Annotated in this window: 18 protein-coding genes, 1 tRNA gene, 1 other RNA gene and 5 pseudogenes; 12 read left to right on the forward strand and 13 right to left on the reverse strand. The window is 50.6% G+C overall.

Annotated features, from left to right (window positions below; all coding sequences use genetic code 11):
- Window position 1: 1 nt before the first annotated feature.
- From lolA to lrp, 3 genes are all read right to left on the reverse strand, one after another.
- The gene (lolA, locus tag M4I31_RS15195) at window positions 2–613 is read right to left on the reverse strand and encodes an outer membrane lipoprotein chaperone LolA (RefSeq protein ID WP_085049191.1); all 612 of its coding nucleotides are present in this window, start codon (window positions 611–613) and stop codon (window positions 2–4) included.
- 111 nt (window positions 614–724) lie between these two features.
- Window positions 725–4,585, reverse strand: a complete 3,861-nt coding sequence (locus M4I31_RS15200; protein ID WP_085049190.1) for a DNA translocase FtsK — start codon at window positions 4,583–4,585, stop codon at window positions 725–727.
- A 134-nt stretch (window positions 4,586–4,719) separates the two neighbouring features.
- Window positions 4,720–5,214 carry a leucine-responsive transcriptional regulator Lrp gene (lrp, locus tag M4I31_RS15205; RefSeq protein ID WP_002439523.1) on the reverse strand — a complete coding sequence of 165 codons (495 nt, stop codon included), beginning with the start codon at window positions 5,212–5,214 and terminating at the stop codon, window positions 4,720–4,722.
- Window positions 5,215–5,761: 547 nt separating this feature from the next.
- Here lrp and trxB point away from each other — a divergent pair.
- The 7 genes and pseudogenes from trxB to infA all read left to right on the forward strand — a co-directional run bounded on the left by trxB (window position 5,762) and on the right by infA (window position 11,586).
- On the forward strand, window positions 5,762–6,730 hold the full coding sequence (gene trxB, locus M4I31_RS15210; protein WP_003831889.1) for a thioredoxin-disulfide reductase: 969 nt from the start codon (window positions 5,762–5,764) through the stop codon (window positions 6,728–6,730).
- 114 nt (window positions 6,731–6,844) lie between these two features.
- Complete coding sequence (gene cydD / locus M4I31_RS15215) at window positions 6,845–8,611, forward strand: cysteine/glutathione ABC transporter permease/ATP-binding protein CydD (RefSeq protein WP_085049189.1); 1,767 nt, start codon at window positions 6,845–6,847, stop codon at window positions 8,609–8,611.
- Window positions 8,612–10,333 (forward strand): cysteine/glutathione ABC transporter ATP-binding protein/permease CydC, encoded by a 1,722-nt coding sequence (cydC, locus tag M4I31_RS15220; RefSeq protein WP_085049188.1) that lies wholly within the window; start codon window positions 8,612–8,614, stop codon window positions 10,331–10,333. It begins immediately after the preceding gene.
- A 44-nt stretch (window positions 10,334–10,377) separates the two neighbouring features.
- On the forward strand, window positions 10,378–11,082 hold the full coding sequence (aat, locus tag M4I31_RS15225) for a leucyl/phenylalanyl-tRNA--protein transferase (RefSeq protein ID WP_038639268.1): 705 nt from the start codon (window positions 10,378–10,380) through the stop codon (window positions 11,080–11,082).
- Window positions 11,083–11,223, forward strand: a pseudogene (locus tag M4I31_RS24115) (hypothetical protein); the annotation flags it as partial.
- Between the two features lie 40 nt (window positions 11,224–11,263).
- Window positions 11,264–11,440 (forward strand): annotated as a pseudogene (locus M4I31_RS24120) (hypothetical protein); the annotation flags it as partial.
- Window positions 11,368–11,586: a translation initiation factor IF-1 gene (gene infA / locus M4I31_RS15235; protein ID WP_002211347.1), complete on the forward strand. Its 219-nt coding sequence runs from the start codon at window positions 11,368–11,370 to the stop codon at window positions 11,584–11,586. The pseudogene M4I31_RS24120 and the gene infA, both read left to right, overlap by 73 nt.
- 81 nt (window positions 11,587–11,667) lie before the next feature.
- Here the strand turns inward: infA and M4I31_RS15240 are convergent, their stop codons facing one another.
- The gene (locus tag M4I31_RS15240) at window positions 11,668–12,579 is read right to left on the reverse strand and encodes a LysR family transcriptional regulator (RefSeq protein WP_069323241.1); all 912 of its coding nucleotides are present in this window, start codon (window positions 12,577–12,579) and stop codon (window positions 11,668–11,670) included.
- A gap of 108 nt (window positions 12,580–12,687) precedes the next feature.
- On the opposite strand from M4I31_RS15240, the gene M4I31_RS15245 reads away from it, so the two are divergent.
- From M4I31_RS15245 to M4I31_RS15260, 4 genes are all read left to right on the forward strand, one after another.
- Window positions 12,688–13,548: a pirin family protein gene (locus M4I31_RS15245; RefSeq protein ID WP_085049187.1), complete on the forward strand. Its 861-nt coding sequence runs from the start codon at window positions 12,688–12,690 to the stop codon at window positions 13,546–13,548.
- Window positions 13,549–13,564: 16 nt separating this feature from the next.
- On the forward strand, window positions 13,565–14,242 hold the full coding sequence (locus M4I31_RS15250) for an isochorismatase family protein (RefSeq protein WP_032939929.1): 678 nt from the start codon (window positions 13,565–13,567) through the stop codon (window positions 14,240–14,242).
- A 149-nt stretch (window positions 14,243–14,391) separates the two neighbouring features.
- Window positions 14,392–14,479 (forward strand) — tRNA-Ser (locus M4I31_RS15255).
- Between the two features lie 44 nt (window positions 14,480–14,523).
- A non-coding RNA gene (locus tag M4I31_RS15260) (RtT sRNA) lies at window positions 14,524–14,659 on the forward strand.
- A gap of 239 nt (window positions 14,660–14,898) precedes the next feature.
- Here M4I31_RS15260 and M4I31_RS15265 read toward each other — a convergent pair.
- Window positions 14,899–15,569: pseudogene (locus M4I31_RS15265) on the reverse strand (IS3 family transposase); the annotation flags it as partial.
- A 236-nt stretch (window positions 15,570–15,805) separates the two neighbouring features.
- Between M4I31_RS15265 and M4I31_RS15270 the strand changes: the two are divergent.
- Window positions 15,806–16,159: a hypothetical protein gene (locus M4I31_RS15270; protein WP_085049186.1), complete on the forward strand. Its 354-nt coding sequence runs from the start codon at window positions 15,806–15,808 to the stop codon at window positions 16,157–16,159.
- Between the two features lie 1,218 nt (window positions 16,160–17,377).
- Here M4I31_RS15270 and M4I31_RS15275 read toward each other — a convergent pair.
- The 8 genes and pseudogenes from M4I31_RS15275 to potF all read right to left on the reverse strand — a co-directional run bounded on the left by M4I31_RS15275 (window position 17,378) and on the right by potF (window position 25,014).
- Complete coding sequence (locus tag M4I31_RS15275; RefSeq protein WP_085049185.1) at window positions 17,378–18,121, reverse strand: hypothetical protein; 744 nt, start codon at window positions 18,119–18,121, stop codon at window positions 17,378–17,380.
- A 472-nt stretch (window positions 18,122–18,593) separates the two neighbouring features.
- Window positions 18,594–18,938: pseudogene (locus M4I31_RS15280) on the reverse strand (DNA-directed RNA polymerase subunit beta); the annotation flags it as partial.
- A gap of 26 nt (window positions 18,939–18,964) precedes the next feature.
- Window positions 18,965–20,110 (reverse strand): annotated as a pseudogene (gene rlmC / locus M4I31_RS15285) (23S rRNA (uracil(747)-C(5))-methyltransferase RlmC); the annotation flags it as partial.
- Between the two features lie 166 nt (window positions 20,111–20,276).
- On the reverse strand, window positions 20,277–20,765 hold the full coding sequence (locus M4I31_RS15290) for a YbjO family protein (protein WP_038639250.1): 489 nt from the start codon (window positions 20,763–20,765) through the stop codon (window positions 20,277–20,279).
- Window positions 20,766–20,824: 59 nt separating this feature from the next.
- On the reverse strand, window positions 20,825–21,670 hold the full coding sequence (potI, locus tag M4I31_RS15295) for a putrescine ABC transporter permease PotI (protein ID WP_038639247.1): 846 nt from the start codon (window positions 21,668–21,670) through the stop codon (window positions 20,825–20,827).
- Window positions 21,667–22,620, reverse strand: coding sequence for a putrescine ABC transporter permease PotH (gene potH / locus M4I31_RS15300; protein WP_069323239.1), 954 nt, complete (start codon window positions 22,618–22,620; stop codon window positions 21,667–21,669). The genes potI and potH overlap by 4 nt, the downstream gene beginning before the upstream one ends.
- A gap of 9 nt (window positions 22,621–22,629) precedes the next feature.
- Window positions 22,630–23,763 carry a putrescine ABC transporter ATP-binding subunit PotG gene (gene potG, locus M4I31_RS15305; RefSeq protein WP_069323238.1) on the reverse strand — a complete coding sequence of 378 codons (1,134 nt, stop codon included), beginning with the start codon at window positions 23,761–23,763 and terminating at the stop codon, window positions 22,630–22,632.
- A gap of 138 nt (window positions 23,764–23,901) precedes the next feature.
- Window positions 23,902–25,014 carry a spermidine/putrescine ABC transporter substrate-binding protein PotF gene (gene potF / locus M4I31_RS15310; RefSeq protein ID WP_038639239.1) on the reverse strand — a complete coding sequence of 371 codons (1,113 nt, stop codon included), beginning with the start codon at window positions 25,012–25,014 and terminating at the stop codon, window positions 23,902–23,904.
- Between the last annotated feature and the right edge of the window lie 121 nt (window positions 25,015–25,135).

Consider the following 25,135-nt stretch of genomic DNA (forward strand, 5'->3'; position numbering starts at 1 on the left):
TCTACTTACGTTGATCGTCAACCGTTACACCTTGTGGCGGGGTAAAGGTGAATTTAGATGGTTCAATCGCGCCATTCTGCTGCGATTTCAGTTGATAGCTGCTGCGCTGATCGTCTTGCTCAACGGCGCTAAACTGATGGATCGTCCCGTCACGCCCAACATTGATCGTAAACTGTTTCAGGTTTCCGTTGCTGGTTTTCGGCGTCAGCACGAAATCATCGCCGTTTTGCTTAATGTTGTACTGCTGCCAGTCGCTGGCCTGGTTACGCGCAATCAACATGAACGGCGTGTTGCCGGTGGCGTCTTTCAGCCAGGTTGCAGTAGCTTGTTCAACAAACGGGTTAAAGAACCACAGCGTTTTACCATCAGAGACCAGGATGCTCTCGTCAGGCTGCGTCATGTGCCAGTTAAACAGATTAGGACGTTTAACCCATAAATCACCCTGACCCTCCTGCACTGCCGCACCGCTACCGTCCGTAACCTTTTGCGTAAAGCTGGCATGGAAGCTACTGACTTTATCCAGGCGGCTTTTCAGGTCGCTGGCAGCATCAGCCCAGACGCTGCTCACTACAAAGCTCGACAGTAATGCACAGGTGATTGCGATTCTTTTCATCGTTATTCCTCAAAATACGTCACTCCCAACGGGGAGATCCCTCTGCTATCCATTTCAGGCCAAAAAACAGCATGAGGAAAGTAGATAATACTGAATTACTTAACTTTGCAATCAATCGAAGGGCGGCGGAGCCAACACTTCACGATTACCATTATGCCCTTGCTCACTGACAATTCCCTGCGCTTCCATCTGTTCGATGATGCGCGCCGCTCGGTTGTAGCCGATACGGAACTGTCGTTGAACACCGGAGATGGAAGCTTTGCGTTTTTGGGTAACAAAGTTCACCGCCTGATCGAACAACGGATCTAACTCTTCGCCACCATCAAAGCCGCCAGCGCCACCTTCGCTTTCGCTGTCTGAGGTAATGCCATCAACATATTGTGGACGACCGCGCGCTTTCCAGTCCTGAACCACCGCATGAACTTCTTCGTCACGAACAAAGGCACCGTGTACACGCACAGGAATCGTCGAGTTCGGCGCCGAATAGAGCATATCGCCCATCCCCAGCAGCGATTCCGCGCCGCCCTGATCAAGGATAGTACGCGAGTCAATTTTGCTGGACACGGTAAAGGCAATACGCGTCGGGATATTCGCTTTAATCAGACCGGTAATGACGTCAACGGATGGTCGCTGGGTTGCCAGCACCAGGTGGATCCCCGCCGCACGCGCTTTTTGCGCCAGACGTGCAATCAGTTCTTCCACTTTCTTACCTACGGTCATCATCAGATCGGCGAATTCATCCACCAGAACAACGATATACGGCAGTTTTTCCAGCACTGGATGCTGAACGTCCATGCTGTCGCCCGGCTTCCAGTACGGGTCCGGGATCGGACGTCCCATACGAGCTGCTTCGGCGATTTTCTCGTTATAACCGGCAAGGTTACGTACGCCGAGCGCCGACATCAGTTTGTAGCGACGTTCCATTTCATTGACGCTCCAGCGCAAAGCGTTGGCAGCATCTTTCATGTCGGTCACAACTTCAGTCAGCAGATGCGGAATGCCTTCATAAACCGACAGCTCCAGCATTTTCGGGTCAATCATGATAAAGCGAACGTCTTCTGGCTGCGCCTTATACAACATGCTGAGGATCATGGCGTTCACCCCAACAGACTTACCGGAACCGGTAGTCCCTGCCACCAGCAGGTGCGGCATTTTAGCCAGATCGGCAACAACCGGTTCGCCCGCAATATCTTTACCCAGCACCACAGTCAACGGGGACGAGTTATCACGGAATTTCGCGTTATCTAACACTTCGCGCAGATAAACGGTTTGACGTTTTTTATTCGGTAATTCCAGTCCGACATACGGTTTGCCAGGAATGACTTCGACCACGCGGACCGCAGCGGTCGACAACGAACGCGCCAGATCTCGTGACAGGTTGGAAATGCGCGCCGCTTTAACCCCTGGTGCCAGGTTTAGTTCAAAACGGGTAATGACCGGCCCTGGAGAGTAGTTCACTACATCAGCTTTAATACGGAAGTCCGCCAGACGCGCTTCCACCAGACGCGCCATTTGTTCCAGTGCAAAAGTATCAATCGGCTCAACTTCACTCGGCGGCGGTGTGAGCAGATCTAACGATGGCAGCGGCGTACTCGGACGCTGAACCGGACGACTGTCGCCGTTACGCATCAAGAGTGGATGGATCAGGCTATCCTGCGGCGGCGGTGTAACAGGCTGTGCTGGCTGCTGGTAATGCTGCTGCGGTGCGACAGGCTGTGCCGGCTGCTGGTAATGCTGCTGCGGTGCGACTGGTTCCTGGTGCAGCGGCGCAGGCTCCGGCATCACGCCTGGCGTAAACAGCGGCTCATGCGGACCGTCATCCACCAGCGTTTTCATTGGCGAAAATTCAAAGTCATCAAGCGAGAACGGATTGGCCCCGGCAGGCTGTTCGCCGGAATAGCGCTGCTGCTGGGACGAGGCAAACTGGCGAGCCAGTTCCGCTTCTGCGGCCAAATCTTCGTCATCAGTCTGATGGGTATCGTCCTGATAATCATCGCCATAACGGTGCTGCTGAGACTGGGCAAACTGACGTGCCAGCTCATCCTGCTGCATTGCATCAATTTCATCGTCGCTGTACGCATTGGTATCAAGCTGCTCTTCGCGAGCTTTCTCTTCAGCCATACGCTGTGACGGCAGTTTTATGCCATACGATGCTAACTCCCGACGAGTAGGCACGCGCACACGATTCGGGCGCGGCAGTTGCGGGCCAATTCCTTCTTTCACCTGCGGACGCGGCGCACCGCTACCCGCAAGGCTAAACACAGGTGCTGCGGCAGCGGCACTTGCCCCAGAAGCGGCGCTTTTCACCCCGGCAGCCAGCGGCGCAACGGCAGCAACAGACTCAACGGGCGGAATGGAGGCAGCCGTCGGCATAGATGGCATAGACGGCTTAACACGCTCAGGCTCCTGAGCGGGTTCTGGAATAGGCTGATACCAGGCGGCCAACTGCTCACGCTCGCGCGCTCGTTTCTCTTCGACTTCTTCAAAATAGTAGAGCGGTGGACGAGAGGGTTTCGTCTCCTCAACAACTGGCTCAGGTTCCACTACAGAAGGTTGTTCAACCACCGGTTGCTGGAACGCGGAAGGTTGTTGGAAGCCAGGCTCCTGCTGATAGACCGGTTGCGGCTCAGGCTCCGGCTGATAAACAGGTTCCGGCTGCCAGTTTTGCTGCGCGGTGAATTCCTGCGGCTGCGGCGCGGCGGGTTGCGCATACACCGGTTCAGACGTTTGCGGTGCGTAATATTCCGGCTGAGGATTCTCCTGTGCAACCGGCTGTTGCCATGGCTCATACGGCTGCTGCACCGCAGGCTGAGCATATTCGGCTGACTGCGGATAACCTTCAGGCGCAGGCGCAATCACCGCATCACCGGTTTGCGGGCCAGGCGCGGATTGCCAGGCAACGGCTGGCGTCGATTGTTCCATAACGGTGCTGGTAACTGGCGACGTTTGCAACAGCGGATCAACCGGCGCGCTCCAGGCCTGAGATGCCGTTGTGGCTGCTGCTGCGGCAGCTACCGGCTCTGTCACCGAATGACCGTTCAGCAGTGGATCGAGTTCGTCGTATTCAGGCAATGTTGCCCGATTACCGGAAAACAGCACATCGTTCGGATCGGCGACCACGCCACGGGCGCTGTATTCAATGTCGTCTTCATCATCCATGCGTTTGCCGGAGAACAGCGCAGCATCAGTATGACGGCCCAGCGGATTGGTAAATTTCTCAGCCAGGCGTTTACGGCGCGCTAACGCACCGCGCAGAATTCGAGCCCGACGCGATTCATGGGGTTTACCATCAGCGGCGTCGACAAACTCTTCTTCATCTTCATATTCTTCGTCATCGACCCAGGTATCGTCGCGGCGGGTACGGTTGCTGGCAAATGTCAGGATATTAAGTAACCAGCCACCCAGTTTTTCCGCAATGCTCACCCATGACCAGCCGGTAAACAGCGTTAATCCCGCAGCCCAGATGCACAAAAGCGTAAGCGTACCGCCGCTACTGTGCAGTAATGGCTGCAGCGTAGTGCTGAGCAGGCTGCCAATCACCCCGCCAGAGGCGAAATACCAGATGTCATCGGCGTTAATAGCGGCCAGCCCGCAGGAGGTGAGGATCAGGGCCAGAACGCCAATAATGCGCAATGAAACAGCAAAATAATCGACGTATTCGTCGCTGGCCTGGTGTCGCCAGGCAAACCAGCAGCCGCCGACAATAATGACCGGAATGGTGTAGGCCATGACGCCAAAAATAAAGAACAGCGTGTCCGCCAGCCATGCACCGGGAATGCCTCCCAGGTTATGGATAGGTTCATGCCATGCGGTTTGCGACCAACTGGGATCCGAAGGGTTAAAGCTGAGTAAGGCAGCCATCAACCAGACGGCAAAAAGGGCAATAAGGATCAGTAGCGCTTCCAGAAGTCGGCGCCCGCTGCTTAACTTCGTCAATGTGACGTCTTTGTCTTCAGTGTATTCCTGGCTCAAAAACGGCTCTCCAGGTTTCAGGCTTTTCCTGCCCGATGCTAAAACGGACAACAGCACCGGGTTGCCCCGGCACTGTTGCTGTATGGATTAACAGGAGTGTAATCAAACTGCGTCGATTTTGCACCTGTTCCGTGTTAGCGCGTCTTAATTACCAGACGATTGCTCTGTTTGACTTCTTCCATTACTACATAAGTACGTGTGTCATTTACGCCAGGCAGACGCAGCAGGGTTTCCCCCAGCAGCTTACGGTATGCTGACATATCCGGTACGCGTGTTTTCAGCAAATAGTCGAAATCACCGGAAACTAAATGACACTCTTGAATTTCTTCAAGTTTTTGTACTGCAGAGTTAAATTGTTCAAACACATCCGGGGCGCCACGATTCAGAGTTATCTCAACAAAAACCAGAAGTGATGCATCCAGATAATGTGGGTTTAACAGCGCTGTATAGCCCTGAATGAAACCCTGCCTTTCCAACCGACGCACACGCTCAAGGCAGGGCGTCGGTGAAAGTCCCACACGTTTAGAAAGCTCGACGTTAGAAATACGCCCATCCTTTTGCAGCTCATTAAGAATGTTACGATCAATACGGTCGAGATCTTTGCCAGGGCGCTTCTTACTATCTACCATTATTATTGTCTCTCTGTATTCCTTCCCTACTCCTGCCTGACTCTACTAACATCACTGTTCAGAGTCGCTCCCCATCAAAATAAACCGCAGCCCAGAGGGATTTACGGCTTGCAATGTCTGGGTTTATGGTGAGAAGACCGTTGCCTGTCGGCGGCTATCGACATCACGAATGGCATCTGTCCACACCATGCGTAGATTTCGCTAACACGGTAAACATGGTATCTACATGCATGATTATGCAGCACATACATGACACAGTTTTTTTCTTCCTTGAATGTTTTCGCAAAACAGCAGGGGATTGTCAAAGCAAAACATCGATTTTTAGTACAACATGCCAGTTATTCAGTCGCAGTGATGGAAATTCGTCATTTTATCACCTTATAACTGACCGATTTTAAGTAGAAATCGTTATAGTATTACGACTCAATCTGTCGTTCATCGGTCTCCGCTATTACACATATTGTTAACAAAATCGCCATACTCTTTTTTTACGCCTGTAAATTCCCTACAATCCTGCTCATTGCCTGCCAACAACTATGGGGATCTCATGGGCGCAACCAAACACAGTAAACTTCTTATTCTGGGCTCAGGCCCTGCGGGATATACCGCTGCGGTCTACGCTGCGCGCGCTAACCTGCAACCGGTACTGATTACCGGTATGGAAAAAGGTGGTCAGCTGACCACAACAACAGAAGTGGAAAACTGGCCTGGCGATCCGCACGATCTTACTGGCCCATTGCTGATGGAACGTATGCACGAACATGCGACCAAATTTGAGACAGAAATCATTTTTGATCACATCAGCAAAGTTGATCTGCAAAACCGCCCTTTCCGTCTGACCGGCGACAGCGGTGAATACACCTGTGACGCATTGATCATCGCCACTGGCGCGTCCGCACGCTACCTGGGCTTGCCTTCAGAGGAAGCATTTAAAGGCCGCGGCGTTTCCGCTTGCGCCACCTGCGACGGTTTCTTCTACCGTAACCAAAAAGTTGCGGTGATCGGCGGTGGCAATACCGCTGTTGAAGAAGCGTTGTATCTGGCAAATATCGCGTCTGAAGTACATTTGATTCACCGTCGCGACAGCTTCCGTGCTGAGAAAATTCTTATCAAGCGGTTAATGGATAAAGTGGAAAACGGCAACATCGTGCTGCATACGCACCGTACGCTGGAAGAAGTGACTGGCGATCAAATGGGCGTAACCGGACTGCGCCTGCGCGATACGCAAAATACTGACAACGTTGAATCACTTGACGTTGCGGGATTGTTTGTCGCCATCGGCCACAGCCCGAATACCGCCATTTTCGACGGTCAGCTCGAACTGGAAAACGGCTACATCAAAGTTCAGTCCGGTATTCACGGCAATGCGACGCAAACCAGCATTCCAGGCGTCTTCGCAGCGGGTGACGTGATGGACCATATTTATCGCCAGGCGATCACTTCTGCTGGCACGGGTTGTATGGCTGCGCTTGACGCAGAACGTTATCTCGACGGTCTGGCAGACGCTTGCAAATAAGTTTTACAAATCAGTAACAAAAGTAAAAAAGGCGACTATAAGTCGCCTTTATTTTTGCCTCGTTGTAACATTGTCCTGCCCAAAAATTCCAATAACTCACCTGCTAAGCGTGCAATGAATAAAACCCGTCAAAAAGAGCTGACCCGCTGGTTAAAACAGCAAAGTGTAATATCCCAACGATGGCTGAACATTTCACGCCTGCTGGGATTCGTGAGCGGCCTGTTAATTGTCGCTCAGGCCTGGCTCATGGCCCGAATTCTGGACCATATGATCATGGGCAATATCCCCCGGGAAGCGCTTCTGCTCCCTTTCATCGTGCTGATTTTGGTTTTCATCCTGCGCGCATGGGTCGTCTGGTTGCGCGAACGCGTCGGGTTTCACGCCGGGCAACATATTCGCTTTGAGATTCGTCGCCAGGTTCTCGATCGCCTGCAACAGGCGGGTCCGGCCTGGATACAGGGTAAACCAGCCGGGAGCTGGGCGACCCTGATCCTCGAGCAGATTGACGATATGCATGACTACTATGCGCGTTATCTGCCGCAAATGGCGCTGGCCGTATGCGTTCCCCTGTTGATTGTGGCGGCCGTTTTTCCGTCAAACTGGGTAGCCGCTCTTATTCTGCTCGGAACCGCCCCGCTAATCCCTCTGTTTATGGCGATGGTCGGTATGGGCGCAGCCGACGCTAACCGCCGCAACTTTCAGGCGCTTGCCCGACTAAGCGGTCATTTTCTCGATCGCCTCCGGGGTATGGAAACGCTGAGAATATTTGGCCGCGGTGAAGCCGAAACAGAAAGTATTCGCGCAGCATCACAGGATTTCCGCCAGCGCACGATGGAAGTCCTGCGCCTGGCATTCCTGTCATCCGGGGTCCTCGAGTTCTTTACGTCGTTGTCTATCGCTCTGGTCGCGGTTTACTTCGGTTTTTCCTACCTCGGCGAGCTCGACTTCGGCCACTACGGTATGGGCGTCACGCTGGCGTCCGGTTTCCTGGCGCTCATTCTGGCACCAGAGTTTTTCCAACCCCTGCGCGATCTCGGGACGTTTTATCACGCCAAAGCGCAAGCCGTTGGAGCAGCAGACAGTCTGAAAACCTTTATGGAAACCCCGCTGGCGCACCCTGAGCGTGGTGAGATTGAGCTGGCGACGAAAGATGCCGTTTCAATTGAGGCTGCAGGTCTGGTCATCACCTCACCGGAAGGAAAAGTGCTTGCGGGACCGCTCAACTTTACCCTGGCAGCAGGTCAACGTGCGGTAGTGGTAGGACGTAGCGGCTCGGGAAAAAGTTCGCTGCTGAATGTTCTGTCCGGCTTTCTTTCTTATCAAGGGTCGCTGCGGATTAACGGTTTTGAACTACGCGACCTGTCGCCTGATTCCTGGCGCAAACAGCTATCGTGGGTTGGGCAAAACCCGCAGCTTCCTGCCGCCACGTTACGCGAAAACGTACTGCTGGCACGGCCCGATGCCAGTGAAGAACAGCTTCAGGCCGCACTCGACAGCGCCTGGGTGAGCGAGTTTTTACCGCTGCTGCCGCAGGGCGTAGATACGCCAGTCGGCGATCAGGCGGCCCGACTTTCTGTTGGTCAAGCACAGCGCGTGGCCGTGGCGCGCGCGTTACTTAATCCGTGTCAGTTGCTTCTGCTGGACGAACCCGCAGCCAGCCTTGATGCCCACAGTGAACAACGCGTGATGCAGGCATTGAACGCAGCATCGCGCCGCCAGACCACGCTGATGGTGACGCACCAGCTTGAAGATCTTGCCGACTGGGACGCTATCTGGGTCATGCAGGATGGTCAGATCGTTGAACAAGGTAGCTGGGCTGAACTTAGCGCTGCCGACGGTGCTTTTGCAACACTACTGGCTCATCGTCAGGAGGATATCTAAATGCGCGCTTTGCTACCCTATCTGACGCTGTATAAACGTCACAAATGGATGTTAACGCTGGGCATCGTTCTGGCGATCGTTACGCTGCTGGCCAGTATTGGCTTGCTGACGCTCTCAGGTTGGTTCCTGTCTGCTTCTGCGGTGGTGGGCGTCACTGGAATTTACAGTTTTAACTATATGCTCCCCGCCGCGGGCGTACGTGGTGCGGCAATCACCCGAACCGCAGGCCGTTATTTCGAGCGCCTGGTCAGTCACGACGCCACGTTCCGAGTGCTGCAACACCTGCGTATTTATACCTTCAGCAAGCTGCTACCGCTCTCCCCTGCTGGCCTGTCCCGCTATAGACAAGGTGAATTACTTAACCGCGTCGTCGCTGATGTCGACACGCTCGATCATCTTTATTTACGCGTTCTGTCTCCGCTGGTGGGAGCGTTTGTCGTCATCATGGTGGTCACGCTGGGACTGAGCGTTCTCGATTTCACGCTGGCTGTCACCCTCGGCGGCATTATGCTGCTGACCTTATTCATTCTGCCCCCACTCTTTTATCAGGCCGGTAAAAGTACCGGGCAAAACCTGACGCATTTGCGTGGGCAATATCGTCAGCAAGTAACCTCCTGGCTGCAGGGCCAGGCTGAATTAACTATCTTCGGCGCCAGTGAACGCTACCGGGCTCAAATGGAAGCCACCGAATTGCAGTGGCATGAAGCGCAGCGACGTCAGTCCGAATTAACGGCACTGTCGCAGGCGATCATGCTGTTAATCGGCGCGCTGGCGGTGATTATGATGTTATGGATGGCCTCAGGCGACGTGGGCGGAAATACCCAGCCAGGCGCGCTAATCGCGCTGTTTGTCTTCTGTGCGCTGGCTGCGTTTGAGGCATTAGCGCCTGTCACCGGCGCGTTTCAGCATCTCGGCCAGGTTATCGCCTCTGCATTACGCATCACCGAACTGACCGAACAGCAGCCAGAAGTCACCTTCCCGGATACCGAATCTCCGGTTTCTGAGCAGCTCACTCTTACCCTGCGTGAGGTCTCATTCAGCTATCCGGGGCAGACACAAAAAGCACTCGACACCCTTTCTTTACTGGCAAAACCCGGTGAGCACATCGCTATTTTAGGTCGCACCGGCTGCGGAAAGTCAACGTTGCTGCAATTGCTGACCCGCGCATGGGATCCACAGAGTGGCGAAATCCTGATTAACGATCGACCGCTTTCAGCCCTGAATGAAGCCACGTTGCGCCAAATCATCAGCGTCGTGCCACAGCGCGTACATCTGTTTAGCGCTACGCTTCGCGATAACCTGCTGCTGGCAGCTCCGCACGCCAGCGATGAAGCATTATCCGCGATCCTGCGCCGCGTCGGTCTGGAAAAACTACTTGAAGACGATGGGCTCAACGCCTGGTTGGGCGAAGGCGGTCGTCAGCTTTCCGGCGGCGAGCTCCGCCGTCTGGCTATCGCCCGCGCCTTGCTGCATGATGCCCCGCTGATGCTGCTGGATGAGCCTACCGAAGGTCTTGATGCCACAACAGAAAGCCAAATGCTTGAATTAATTGGCGATGTGATGCGGGATAAAACCGTGCTGATGGTCACACATCGGCTGCGCGGATTGTCGCGTTTCGATCAAATAATAGTGATGGACAACGGACAAATTATTGAGCAAGGTAATCACGCAGATCTGTTAGCCAGGCAGGGGCGTTATTACCAGTTTAAGCAACGTCTGTAAGCTATTATTGAACGATCAAACTCGCGTAGTGGAGTTTCACTGTCATGCGCCTGGTGCAACTGTCCCGCCATTCTATAGCCTTCCCATCACCGGAAGGCGCTTTACGCGAGCCTAACGGTTTACTGGCGCTGGGAGGCGATCTTAGCCCTGCCCGCCTGTTGATGGCCTACCAGCGCGGTATTTTCCCGTGGTTTTCTCCCGGTGACCCTATTCTCTGGTGGTCACCCGATCCGCGCGCCATTCTTTGGCCTGAGAACTTTCACCTCAGTCGCAGCATGAAACGCTTTCATAAAAATTCGCCTTATCGTGTGACGCTCAACTACGCGTTCGGTCAGGTGATTGAAGGCTGTGCGAACGATCGGGAAGAAGGCACCTGGATCACACACGATGTGGTGGACGCTTACCATCGGCTGCACGAACTGGGACATGCGCACTCAATTGAAGTATGGCGACAAAATGAATTAGTCGGCGGCATGTACGGCGTAGCGCAAGGTACGCTGTTTTGTGGCGAATCAATGTTCAGTCGTCAGGAAAATGCGTCCAAGACCGCACTACTTGTTTTTTGCGCGGAATTTATCCGTCAGGGCGGAAAATTAATCGACTGCCAGGTGTTAAATAGCCACACAGCATCCCTGGGCGCCATCGAAACCCCGCGACGGGAGTACCTTGAGCAGCTGAGCAGACTGCGTCAGCAGCGGCTACCGAGCCATTTCTGGATACCAAGGACGTTATTTTCGCCTCAGGGGTGAATGTTTTCGGCACATTTTTTGTCGGGGTGTTATAATTGTGCCGCAGAGTTGGTTTAGCCCATTACCCCGCCGCCGTTAAGGAACAGTTCGCGCCAGGCAACGCCTATCGTTTATCTCCTCGTTCCCTTATACGTTGCGCTTTACGTGCAGCTTTGCCGTGGGTGGTCAGAGTAATGCGCCAAACCCGATTTGCTGTGTTTTAAACGCACAAATCTTTACTTATTAAAAGAACTTCGGCATTATCTTGCCGGTTCAAATTACGGTAGTGATACCCCAGAGGATTAGATGGCCAAAGAAGACAATATTGAAATGCAGGGTACCGTTCTCGATACGTTACCTAATACCATGTTCCGCGTAGAGTTAGAAAACGGTCACGTGGTTACTGCACACATCTCCGGTAAAATGCGCAAAAACTATATCCGCATCCTGACGGGCGACAAAGTGACTGTTGAGCTGACCCCGTACGACCTGAGCAAAGGCCGCATTGTCTTCCGTAGTCGCTGATTGTTTTCACGCCACCATGATGGCGTCCAGATAATAAAAGGTCGGTTTAACCGGCCTTTTTTATAGGCTGAGGATCTGTATTTAATCCTCAATCATCCGCGCATATTCTTCTGTTAAAAAATCCACCAGGGCGCGTACCGAGGGCAGTAATCCCCGACGAGACGGAAAGACTGCGTGAATAATTTCCCGCTTGGGCTCCCAACCGTCGAGCAATGCCACCAGTTCACCCGCCGCTAATTGCTCTTTCACCATCAGTTGCGGAAGTTGTACAACCCCCACGCCGGCAATCGCGGCTTCACGTAACGCCAGCATATCAGTGGTGATCATTCGCGGCGTGAAATGCACCTCCGCCCGTGCGCCCTGTGGGCCGAATAGCTCCCAGCGATGCACATGTTTACCCGATGCCAGACTCAGGCCCGGCCAACGGGTCAATTCCGCCGGGGAGTTAACCGCGCCCATTTGTTCAATTAATCGCGGGCTGGCATATAACCGGTGTCCCCTGTCTGCAAGTACCCGCATCACCAGGTCGCTATCCTCAAATGGACGAGGTCTGACGCGAATCGCCACGTCCAGACCTTCACCGATAACATCAACGCGACGGTTCGTCGCCTCAAGCTGCACGGATACATCGGGATAACGCGCCATAAATCGGGCAAGCATTGGCCCAATATGCACATGCAACAAGGTGACCGGACAAGTCAGCTTCACAACGCCACGCGGCTCAACCTGTAAAGCCGCAATGGCATCCTGCGCCGCCTGCGCTTCCACCAGCATCGCCTTACAGTGTTCGTAAAAGGTTTGTCCGACTTCAGTCACGTTAAACTGGCGGGTGGTTCGCTGAATAAGTCGAACCCCCAACCTCTCTTCAAGTTGCGCAATACGTCGGCTCAGTTTTGATTTCGGTTCATCAAGCGCACGCCCCGCCGCGGCGAATCCACCTTCCTCTACGACATGTACAAACCAGGCAAAATCATTGAGATCCGGCTTTGTCATTTTATTGTCCTATTAATGAGACAGTGAAGACCATTTTAGCGACTACTCAATTCGCTGTCATGAATATAAGCTTATTCACATCAAGATAACGCCACTGAGGAGACACAAATGAAACAAGTAACAGGCGTCTACACCGCACCTCGCCCGCACTGGGTTGGCGATGGATTTCCGGTTCGCTCAATGTTCTCTTACCAGTCTCATGCAGAGCAGTTAAGTCCATTCCTGCTGCTGGATTACGCCGGTCCGCATACGTTCACACCGGGTAACGAAAAGCGCGGCGTCGGCGAACACCCTCACCGTGGTTTTGAAACGGTGACCATCGTTTACAGCGGTGAAGTTGAACATCGTGATTCAACCGGTCGCGGCGGCATTATCGGTCCCGGCGACGTGCAGTGGATGACCGCAGGTGCAGGAATTTTGCACGAAGAGTTCCATTCACCGGAATTTACCCGTCGGGGCGGCGAACTGGAAATGGTACAGCTGTGGGTCAACCTGCCGGCAAAAGACAAAATGGCCACGCCGGGTTATCAGAGCATCACCAGCGATGTTATCCCAACGGTTGCTCTGCCTGATGAAGCAGGAAGCGTTCGCGTTATTGCGGGTAGCTACGAGGAAACCAAAGGGCCTGCACATACTTTTTCGCCGCTGAACGTCTGGGATATGCGACTGCAACGTAATCATCAGCTCACGTTGTCTCAGCCTGAAGGATGGAGCACCGCGCTGGTGGTATTGAAAGGCAATATCACCGTAAACGGCGCCACGCCAGCCAGCGAAGCGCAACTGGTGGTGCTAAGCCAGCAGGGGAAAACGCTGCACATTGAAGCCACCAGCGATGCCATCGTGCTGCTGCTGTCTGGCGAACCGTTGAACGAGCCAATTGTAGGTTACGGCCCGTTTGTCATGAACACGAAACAAGAAATCGCTGAAGCCGTACGCGATTTTAACTCCGGCCGTTTTGGCCAAATCTGAATCGAAGGAGAAGAATATGTCCAGTCCTGCAAACTTTAATGGTTCACGTCCGGTCATCGATGTGAATGATTCCGTCATGCTGCTTATCGACCATCAGAGCGGGCTTTTCCAGACCGTCGGCGATATGCCAATGCCAGAGCTGCGTGCGCGTGCTGCTGCGCTGGCTAAAATGGCCACCCTGGCAAAAATGCCGGTGATTACCACGGCGTCTGTACCGCAGGGACCTAATGGCCCGCTGATCCCTGAGATCCATGCCAATGCGCCCCACGCACAATACGTGGCGCGTAAAGGCGAAATCAACGCTTGGGATAACGAAGACTTCGTTAAAGCGGTAAAAGCAACAGGTCGTAAGACGCTGATTATCGCCGGTACGATCACCAGCGTCTGCATGGCTTTCCCGGCCATCAGCGCAGTGGCTGAAGGTTATAAGGTCTTCGCGGTAATCGACGCCTCCGGCACCTACAGCAAAATGGCGCAGGAAATTACCCTGGCACGCGTGGTTCAGGCTGGCGTCGTGCCGATGGATACCGCTGCCGTCGCTTCTGAAATTCAGGGGACATGGAACCGTGAAGACGCCGCTGAATGGGCTGAAGTGTATACCAAAGTCTTCCCGGCGTATCAGTTGCTGATAGAAAGCTACAGCAAAGCCCAGGAAGTCGTGACCAACGGCGAAAAACTGGACTCTCAGCGTTAATTATATCCTCCGCGCCAGTCCGGGCGGAGGAATATGTACACTGCGTAACCAAACAACAGTGAACATGTAAATTCTGCTTGACCGTTTTAGCGCAACTCCCTATAGTAGCGCCCCGTTGCCCCCCAAGCGGTCAGGCAGCAATACAATATGGTGAGGTGTCCGAGTGGCTGAAGGAGCACGCCTGGAAAGTGTGTATACGGCAACGTATCGGGGGTTCGAATCCCCCCCTCACCGCCATATTTTAAGAAGAGCTCGTACGCAAGTACGGGCTTTTTTTTCGCATATTGCACGCCTGCGGGGGGATGAGAAGCCCCGACCGGGGTTCGACTGCTGGCGCAGCCAGCTGGACAGATGACGAGCCTGTGAGGAATCTGCCCGCAGGGCGAGCAAAGCGAGTCAATCCCCCCCTCACCGCCATATTTTAAGAAGAGCTCGTGCGCAAGTACGGGCTTTTTTTTCGCATATTGCACGCCTGCGGGGGGATGAGAAGCCCCGACCGGGGTTCGACTGCTGGCGCAGCCAGCTGGACAGACCGGGAGCATCGCGAACGGGCTGCCCCGAAGGGGCGAGCAAAGCGAGTCAATCCCCCACTCCATATTTGATATAAAATCAATTTCTTACAACGCTAAATTGGTTTTATCCTGTATAAAATGTGACTAGTCCTGACATAGGTTGACAGTTTTCTGTCTGTAAAATGCCTGATGAGCATCATCAGGCATTTTGTATCTCAGGGCCAGATGTGGCCGCTCATGGTTATAAATTGCCACGGATTCTTTTACCATTTCCCGGGCCTGCACCAGGTCTGTTGGGCGCGAGAGTAAAATTTCATTTTTCAGGATCCTGTTTACCCGCTCAGCCAGCGCATTATGGTAGCAGTCATAACCATCGGTCATTGAACAGGTTATTCCGATTCTTTCATGGACTGACTTATAAAGTAGCTACAGTATTGCACTCCTCTGTCAGAGTGATGTACAAGCGGACCTGTCGTTTTTCTTCGCCTCAGCGCCTGTCTGAACGCTTTAACCAAGTTTTCTGTCTGCAGGTTTTCCCCGATATGGTAACCCATGATTTTTCTGGAGCTGGCATCGGTGACCAGACTCAGATAGGCCGTGCCGCTGCGTAGTGCAAGATAAGTAATATCGGCAACCCAGACCTGCTCAGGATCAAGAACGGTAACCTGTTCAGGTCTGGGTTTCAGCAGGTTAAATAGACGGTCCCACCCGATATTCAGCGTTTTATCGGTCTGAGTGTTCAGCAGATAGCGCAGTTTACGCGTACCGATTCGCGGCTGACGACACCTGATGCGTGCAACAAACTCAAAAACCTGAGTATGATGTTCCTGCTAACTTTACGCGATCATCAAATCGCGGAGGCGAAGACAGTTTATACAACCTTCAGTGATCTTCCACTTGAGATCGTTATTGATATCAGAAACTTTACGGTATCTGTTCTTTCTGAACCACAGCCAGAGAAAAGCAACAGCCAGTTGTAGCGGCATCTGAACTATACCAAAGGCTAGCAGTAAAATCTTACCGTGATCCCAACAAGGTAAGTAAGGCTTGTATGGCTGGAGAAAAATCTCCTGTTCTGATTGCCCCTGCACCTCATACACGCAATAAATTGAAAACCGCATCCTCTTTAACTACCAGAGCGATTAAGTGCACTCTTGTTAACAGTAAGAAGAAACTGGTTAAATCACGTCAGGATAGAATTTTCAAACGTTTCACCATTCTTGCGGTTAAATACATAAAAAAGAAATTCGTCTGGGCCAAGAAGAAGCCTGTGACTTCTGATATTGAACACGATATGCGTATTGCTGACAAATACGTGTTTGATGAAGTGCTGAGTATCTATGTACCACCAGATGAGTTTGAAAAACACGTCAAAAAGAGAATAGGAACAAGGATAAAATTATAAGAAGGGAAATGTTAGTGCCAAATATTTACCTTGACGAATCTGGAAACACTGCCTCAACTTATTAGAAGTTAATCAGCCTGTCTTTTCGTTAGCAAGTTGTTCTTTTTCAGATAATAATGACCTTAATCTTATAGGATCACTCAATTCTAGATCATCACTGGAAGTTCATTTTAAAATGTCTGAAGCATAGAAAAAATAGACAAGATGCAATAATAAGATTCATGTGTAGCAAATTAATTAAGAATAAAACCATAAAAATACAGTGTATTTTTGAAATATTCCATGATAACACCTAAAATTATTGATATCTTAATTTAGCATATAATGTATTTAACTGAAAAAATCTTTACTTAAATGGCTGGAACATTGCTTTATCAAATATGCTATATTATTGCCCACCAACATTCTGCAATAAAAATTTAATAGCAGAAATGTATTCATCTTTTGTCAACATGATTCCTGGACAAGAACAAGCGCAGATTGATAAATTTTACCCTGATGTTGAAAACATTAGAGAATTCTCTAGACATGAGCAATTCAAAAGAGATATAGAACTTATATTTCAAACTAGAAATATTATTATATGATGCATTAAATGGAGTTAATAAACTATCTTTAGATCCATCTATCCCTACACTATTTGCATATTGTGTTCAATGAGGCAATGACTATCCAAAAGACTTTTATATAAGCCATGATTAATCCCACAGCATCGAAAAAACTGCTCTTTTCACAATTTTGGGTTGATCTCAATCTGATGTAGAATTAGGCTATGATCGCCGTAAATTCAACATTCATTAAAAGGGATGCAATTAACACATGCTAACTCAGAAGAATATTTACAATTACAGGCCTCAGATATTATAGCCGTTTTTTTTCATATTGGGCTGCAGGAATAAATAGAGGCGAGACAGAAGATTATTTATTTTTAGATCTAAACAAGCTTAATTTAGACAGGTTTATCGATAATAATAAAATATGGCCAACCATGAATATTACTCCTGAATAATTAGGTGCGCACATAGAGGAGGACTTACTGCAGCCAACAATATTTCATTGTTCTTATAAAATGCAGTCCCCAATCCAGACGTTATAAACGCCTACTACATAAATATTTGTAGAGTTTGTTATAAAGCTAACTCTACAAAACTAGGTTTAATCAGACGTTATAATAATATCTATTCGTAGTCTTGTTATTATTTTTGATAAATAAATATATTAGCTACTTCTATCAGAATATTTAGGTGTTACTCTATATTTCTCAAGTAGCTTTTCTCTTTTCATTGAAAATGAATACTCCCTAAGTTTTTTCGAAAAGTTAATAGCCCAAATAAAAGAAACTGAATTTTCTAAAATTATATATATGATTCTAAATATTATAATAACAATAACAAGCATTGATAATAATGTCATTGTATTAATCAAATTTTTAGGATCATGATATAGTGAACCAATTAACTCAAACACGCCAAAAATATAGTAGATTAGAAAAGCCATAAATACGGCATAAGCAATCAAATGAAGAATTATTTTTTTTGAAGAATGTATTGGCATTGTATGCCTATCATAATCAAAAATCTGATTGCAATCTAAAAAGGACAAAAAACCTGTGCTGTTCATACGAATATTATTATCATGAATATAACTGAATAACACTTGTAGTATTGGTAGAGGATAAAACAGACCATATTGTTTTAGTTTTAACTCCTTAATTAAAACATTATATTCTTTGTCACTCTCTTTATATTCACCTATTATTTTTAAGGCATCAATTTTATCATCTACCGATAGTTTTAAAAAACCGGATGACAGATTATTTCTAAAGATCCAAAAGAATGGAAAAAAAAGTCGTCTTATAGATTTTACTGACCAGAAAGAAATAGCTACGATTAGCGGCCCAGTGATCCCCTTGAAATGCTCATCGAATAACCACGAATCTTTTACAATATCTATTACGTTCATTACTTTTGATGTTTTATCAGTTCTGGATTAACTCATATTACAATAACTCACTTAGCCAAATCAATTATTTTTACTCTGACATGATTACCTATCAGTCTCAAAGCAATCATACTCTACATGAAAATATAATTTTCAGAATAAACATTTGCATTAATCAAATATTTAAAAACAACAACGTTAGATAAATAGTGGATCTCATTTTTTAATTTTCACATTCTATTCACTAACTGAATTCAATATTATCAAAGAGAACATCTTTACAGCAATAGTCCTATGATAGCAATTACCGGGAGGTTGATATAAGTGCCAACCATAACCGTAGACATGCCAATGAGAAATACAGTTCAAATATTACGAAGATATACTATTTCGAGTAGACTCTATATCAAACTGTGACTAAGTAGTTTGAGCAATCATGCCCCCGCCTGGCTTTCTACAAAGCAACAGGGGCATTTATCGATCTGGTATCCCTTTAGTTAGCTTTCCAACTATTACTGGTCTTAACAAGAGAGATAAGACTTTCAGCAGGTTCAGTCATTTCTCTGACACCAGCGAATGCGCTTTTATCTACCCAACTTGGTACATCAACCGGCTTCCTCGTATACGACACGCGAACAATCTTCATGCCACTTGGACCGGTTTCAGTGCATTCTTTAATTTCAGCCACCGCACGATGATATATATAGGCACCATCCTTGCGATCCCAAAACTCAACCTCTTGTCCCTTATCCGTTACTTCCAAAACATCAACGTTGCTAAAGCCGTTAGACTTGTGAGAAACATCAAACAGCGCCTGCTCAGCCAAACCGTTTAAGATAAGCAAAGCGCCATCAGGCATATCCGTTATTGTCTGCTGAGCAGCGTTAACACTTCGTAATGCGCGGTATGTGGGAACATGTCGAAAAGCTGAACGCGGTCAATGCGATACCCTGGCAACTCGTGAATATCCTTCGCCATGGTTTGCGCATTGCAGCTTGAATAGACAATAAAACGTGGCGCCATGCGGGAAAGAAAATCGCACAGCGGTTTGCCAATCCCGCGACGCGGTGGGTTCACCAAAACCAGATCGGGTACTTCATCCTGGGCGGTAGCAAACTGAGTCGAATCCAGCGCCTGAAAACGCAGATTTTGCAACCCAAGCTCCTGCGCCGACTGTTTCGCACAGGTAATCGCCTCTGGCGCGATTTCAATACCTGTCAGTTTCATCTGCGGCGTGGCGCAATGCAGACCAAACCCTCCTACGCCGCAAAACAGATCCCACATATGATTAACCGGAAGCTGGCGCACCCAGTCGCGTGCGGTGGCATATAAATGTCCCGCCACCACTGGGTTGGTCTGGAAAAAGCTCTGCGGACGTATCCACAGCGGCACATCATTAAAGCGTTCCGCCAGCGCCTGTTGTTCGGTGAGGAAGATTTCTGTCTCCCCTTCCATAATCGCCATATGCACCGGTTGAATATTCACAGTGATCACTTTTAACTGTGGCAACCGTTCCTGCAACCACGGTAGCGCTGCACGCAACTGCGCCAGTTTGGCGTCTGAACGCAGGACAAAGCGCAGCATCATACCGCCATCAAACCGGCTTTCCGTTAACAGCAGATATTTAAGCTCCCCGCGTTTACGCGCCACATTATAGGGCGTTAACCCCGCACGGGCGATAAACGGTTTGAGCGCGGCAAATACGGGCGAAAAAGACGCAGGATAGAGCGGACAATCACACAAATCCTCCGGCGTACCGTCACGATGCAGCATCCCAAGCAGTGGTTTTTCCACGCTGCCGCTGACCACCATTTTGGCTTTGTTGCGAAAAGCGCGTTCCGGGCCGCTGACCGGCGCGCGCCACTCCGCCACCGCATGTTCAGCAAGCAGTTGGCGTAAATCGGCCATTTTGGCGGTGAGTTGGTGGGAAACCGGCTGTTCAATCCACTGACAGGAACGACAGCGACCGGCGTCATAGAGTGCGCACTGCATACAAAAACCTTTACGTGATCGAGGGCGGAGATTATATACGTAAAATCATTCGGGATGCATATCAGGCCTGAGCTTTCGTAGGCCTGATAAGACGCGTTAGGGTCGCCATCAGGCAATTGTGCGGCGTCGGTGCCGGATGGCGGCGTAAACGCCTTATCTGGCCTACAAACAACACCGACCACATTTACTGCAAACGGAAGAACCGCCGACTGGACGCGGGAACAAACAGTAGCAGCAACACCAGCATATCCGGCAACTTTTGCATCACCAGCGTACGCAGGATCTCACGTCTGGACTCTCCCGCAATGCTGAACAGTTCCGGATAACCATAACCCAACGAGGCCGCCCACAGATAAACGCTGGCGATAATCTGGGTCAACAGATAAACCCAACGCGCCCAGTTACGTCCTTTCACCAGCGAAAATGCGCAGTAGATTTCAATAAACAGCAGCGCCAGGCTGCCCAGAAACACCAGCGTCAAATTCCAGGTCTGCACGCTGCGATGAATAAATTCGCTGGTTCCACGCAACCCTAGCGTATTAAAAATCATCAACAGATCGAGACAGCGGATCATGATAATAGCCAGCGCCGCCACCTGCACCAACGCAGGGACGTTTAAGCGAGCATGTGATGTGGATGATTTCTTAAAAAATCCCAACGCGTCGTCTTCCATGAAAACGGCGCAGCCACCACAGCGGCGCCGTATAGACAGGTTGGCAGATTTTAGTTTTTTCAGCCGCGTCTTGCACGTTGGATATCGCGAATCCGTTGTTTTTCTGTTCGCGCCATCAGATACCACGCGATAAATCCGATGATTCCTACCACGCCAAGAATCAGCGTCGCCAGCGCGTTGATCTCCGGGTTAACCCCCATACGTACGCTGGAGAACACCAGCATCGGTAATGTTGTGGCGCCAGGACCAGAGACAAAGCTGGCGATAACCAGATCATCAAGCGACAACGTGAAGGCCAGTAACCAGCCGGAGATCACCGCAGGCATAATCATCGGCAGCGTGATAACGAAAAAGACCTTCAGCGGCGTAGCGCCAAGATCCATCGCCGCTTCCTCAATGGAGTGATCCAGTTCGCGCAACCGTGAGGAAATCACCACCGCCACGTACGCCGTACAGAAGGTGACGTGCGCCAGCCAGATGGTCAACATACCGCGATCCGCAGGCCAGCCGATGGCATGCGCCAGCGCCACAAACAGCAGCAGCAGTGATAAACCGGTAATGACATCCGGCATAACCAGCGGTGCGGTAATCATAAAAGCAAACCCATTCGATCCGCGAAAACGGCCAAAACGCACCATTACCACGGCGGCTATAGTGCCGAGGATTGCCGCCATCGTCGCCGCACCCGCAGCAATCGTTAAGCTCATGCCAACGGCGCTTATCATCGCGGTATCGTGGAAAAGTTCACCATACCAACGCGTTGACCACCCCGCCCAGACCGTTACCAGCTTCGAGCTGTTAAACGAATAGATAACCAGCATCAGCATCGGTGCGTACAGGAAGGTAAAGCCCAGCACCAGGATAAAAATACGCCACGGCGAACGCACGACCGGTAAGTTATTCATCCGTGTTCCCCCATGCTTTTTTGCTGATATTTGTGGAACCACATGATTGGCACAATCAGTAACAGCAGCATAATAATGGCAACGGCAGATGCCACCGGCCAGTCGCGGTTATTAAAGAACTCCTGCCACAGCACGCGACCAATCATGATACTATCCGGGCCGCCCAGCAGTTCCGGAATTACAAACTCACCCACAGCCGGGATAAACACCAACATCGATCCGGCGATAATCCCACCTTTGGTCAATGGCACAATCACGCTAAAGAAGGTTTTCAACGGTCGGGCGCCCAAATCCAGCGCCGCCTCTACCAGCGAATAATCAATACGCGTCAGCGCGGTGTAAATCGGCAGCACCATAAAGGGTAAATAGGCATAAACAATCCCGATATAGACCGCCAGATTGGTGTGCAGAATCGTCAATGGTTGATCGATAACGCCCAGCCACATCAGAAAGTTATTCAGTACACCGTTATTTTTCAGGATCCCCATCCAGGCGTACACGCGAATCAAAAACGACGTCCAGGACGGCAGGATCACCAGCAGCAACAGAATATTGCGTGTCGAGGGTTTACTGTGTGCGACGGCCCACGCCAGCGGATAGCCCAACAGCAGACAACAGATCGTCGAAATCCCCGCCACCTGCAAAGATTGCAGGTAGGCATCAAAATAGAGCGGATCGTCCGTTAGTTGCAGGAAGTTGGCTAAGTTGAGCGTGATGGATAGCTGATCGTCAGCCCATGAAACGAGGTCGGTATACGGTGGAATAGCCCGCGCCATTTCAGCCAAACTGATTTTGAAGACGATCAGAAACGGCAGAAGAAACAGGAGCAGCAGCCACACATACGGCAGCGCAATCACCAGCTTGCGCCCGTGGTTCATTTGCAGCCGCGACATAAGCAGCGTGAATCGCCCTGCTTTATCCACGCGCGCCGGAGGTTCAAGTGTACTCATCTTCGCTCCTTAAACCGTCAACACCACACAGCTGTCTGCATCCCAGCACAAACGGACCTCGTCACCCCAGGTTGGTAATCCCTTGCGATAACGATGTTCATTTTGTAGCTGAGCGCTCAGCATCTGGCCGCTTTTCAAACGTACGTGATACACCGATAAATCGCCCAGATAGGCAATGTGCACCACTTCGCCTACCGCGAAGTTATAACCGTCTGGGGGAGGAGCCTCACAGAGCATGATTTTTTCCGGGCGCAGCGCAACATACACTGGGACGTTATCGACAATAGACGCATCTGCATCTACTTTCAGCGGATGCACCAATCCAGGAGACTCAATAATCAGCCCATCTTCCTGGCGTTCTTTCAGTAGTCCTTCAAAGACGTTAACCGAACCGATAAACTCGGCGCTATAGCGCGTAGTCGGATGCTCGTAGATCTCTTCCGGTTCGCCGATCTGCACAAATTTCCCACGGTTCATGATCGCAATCCGCCCTGCCATCGTCATGGCTTCTTCCTGATCGTGCGTTACCATCACGCAGGTCACGCCGACGCGTTCAAGGATATCCACCACTTCCAGTTGCATCCGGTCACGGAGCTTTTTGTCCAGCGCCCCCATCGGTTCATCCAGCAGCAGCAACTTCGGCCGTTTCGCCAGGCTACGCGCCAGCGCCACACGTTGACGCTGACCGCCGGAAAGCTGATGCGGTTTGCGTTTGGCAAATTCCTGCATGTGCACCAGGCCCAGCATCTCATTCACCCGGCTGGCAATTTCAGCTTTTGGCAGCTTGTCCTGCTTGAGGCCAAAGGCAATGTTCTGCTCTACCGTCATGTGCGGAAACAGGGCATAGGATTGAAACATCATATTGATCGGTCGCAGATAAGGCGGGACGTGCGCTAAATCGACGCCATCAAGCATAATTTGCCCGGTTGTCGGCTGTTCAAATCCCGCTAACATGCGCAGCAGAGTCGATTTGCCACAGCCGGATGCGCCGAGCAGGGCAAATATTTCACCTTTGTAGATAGTAAGATTGACGTCATCGACGGCGTGTTGCCCGTCGAAAGACTTGGTCAGGTTGCGAATTTCAAGCAGCGGGGTCAGCGCCTTGCGGATTTTCGCGTGTGGGCGTGGGGTTGCATCATTCACTCAGGTGCTCTCCGGCATAAAACAAAGAAACGGTGCAAATAACGCACCACGGTGGTGCGTATTGCCGGGTTAGGTGTGTTTAGGATCAACACTGCCCGGCAGGCATAAATCCTGCCGGGTCATGTCCCAAACATCAGGTTATTTTCCGCTTTTTACCTTCGTCCACGCTCGGGTACGGACACGGTCGATCTTCGGATCCTGTACTTTCAGCGTGAACAGCTTGGCGCGCACATCCGCAGGCGGGTAGATACCAGGGTTATCACGAACTTCCTGACTGACGAGAGCCGTCGCTTCTTTGTTGGCATTGGCATAGAACACGTGGTCGGAAATATGCGCAATCACATCAGGACGCAGCAGGTAGTTGAGGAACTGATAGGCTTCTTCTTTGTTTTTAGCATCAGCTGGCATTGCGAACACGTCAAAGAACGCCATCGCCCCCTCTTTAGGAATTGAGAAAGAGATATTGACGCCATTTTTCGCTTCTTTTGCACGGTTCGCCGCCTGCCATACGTCCCCCGCCCAACCAATTGCTACACAGGTATCTCCGTTTGCCAGGTCGTTAATATATTGCGAAGAGTGGAAATAGCGAATATTCGGACGCAGTTTCAACAGCAGGTCGGTCGCCGGTCCGGTGTAATCATCTGCTTTGGTACTGTTGGGATCTTTACCCAAATAGTTCAGTACGGTAGCAAACACCTCTTCAGGCGCATCAAGGAAAGAGACACCGCAACTTTTGAGTTTTTCCAGATTTTCCGGTTTGAGGATCAGATCCCAGCTATCAACCGGCGCATCTGGCCCCAGCACCGCTTTCACTTTGTCCACGTTATAGCCAATGCCGGTCGTTGCCCACATATACGGCATCGCAAACTTGTTGTCCGGATCGTGTTTACCCACCAGCTTCAGCAGCTCAGGATCGAGGTTTTTCCAGCCCGGTAGTTTGCTCTTATCCAGCGGCTGGAAGACGCCGGCGGTCAGTTGACGTTCGAGGAAACTGGCGGAAGGAACAACCAGGTCAAAACCGGTGCTACCCGCCATGAGCTTACCTTCCAGTACTTCATTGGAATCAAATACGTCATAGATAACTTTAATTCCGGTCTCTTTTTCAAAGTTAGCCACCGTATCCGGAGCAATATAATCAGACCAGTTATAAATATGCAGCGTTTTTTGTTCAGCAGCGAGCGTGCCGGCAGAGATGGACATCAGAGCACCCACAACCAGGCCTGATAACCATTTTTTATTTAAGGCGGTCATAATCTCTTTCCTTCTGAAAGTTCGTTAACAAACGAACAAAAATGTCACACTCTAATGATATGCAAGAAACGTGCATATTCTTTCATGCAGCACCAATGAAAAGAGAGTCCTCTCCCGATGC

The organism is Citrobacter sp. XT1-2-2 (assembly GCF_023516235.1).
GTDB classification, from domain to species: domain Bacteria; phylum Pseudomonadota; class Gammaproteobacteria; order Enterobacterales; family Enterobacteriaceae; genus Citrobacter; species Citrobacter werkmanii.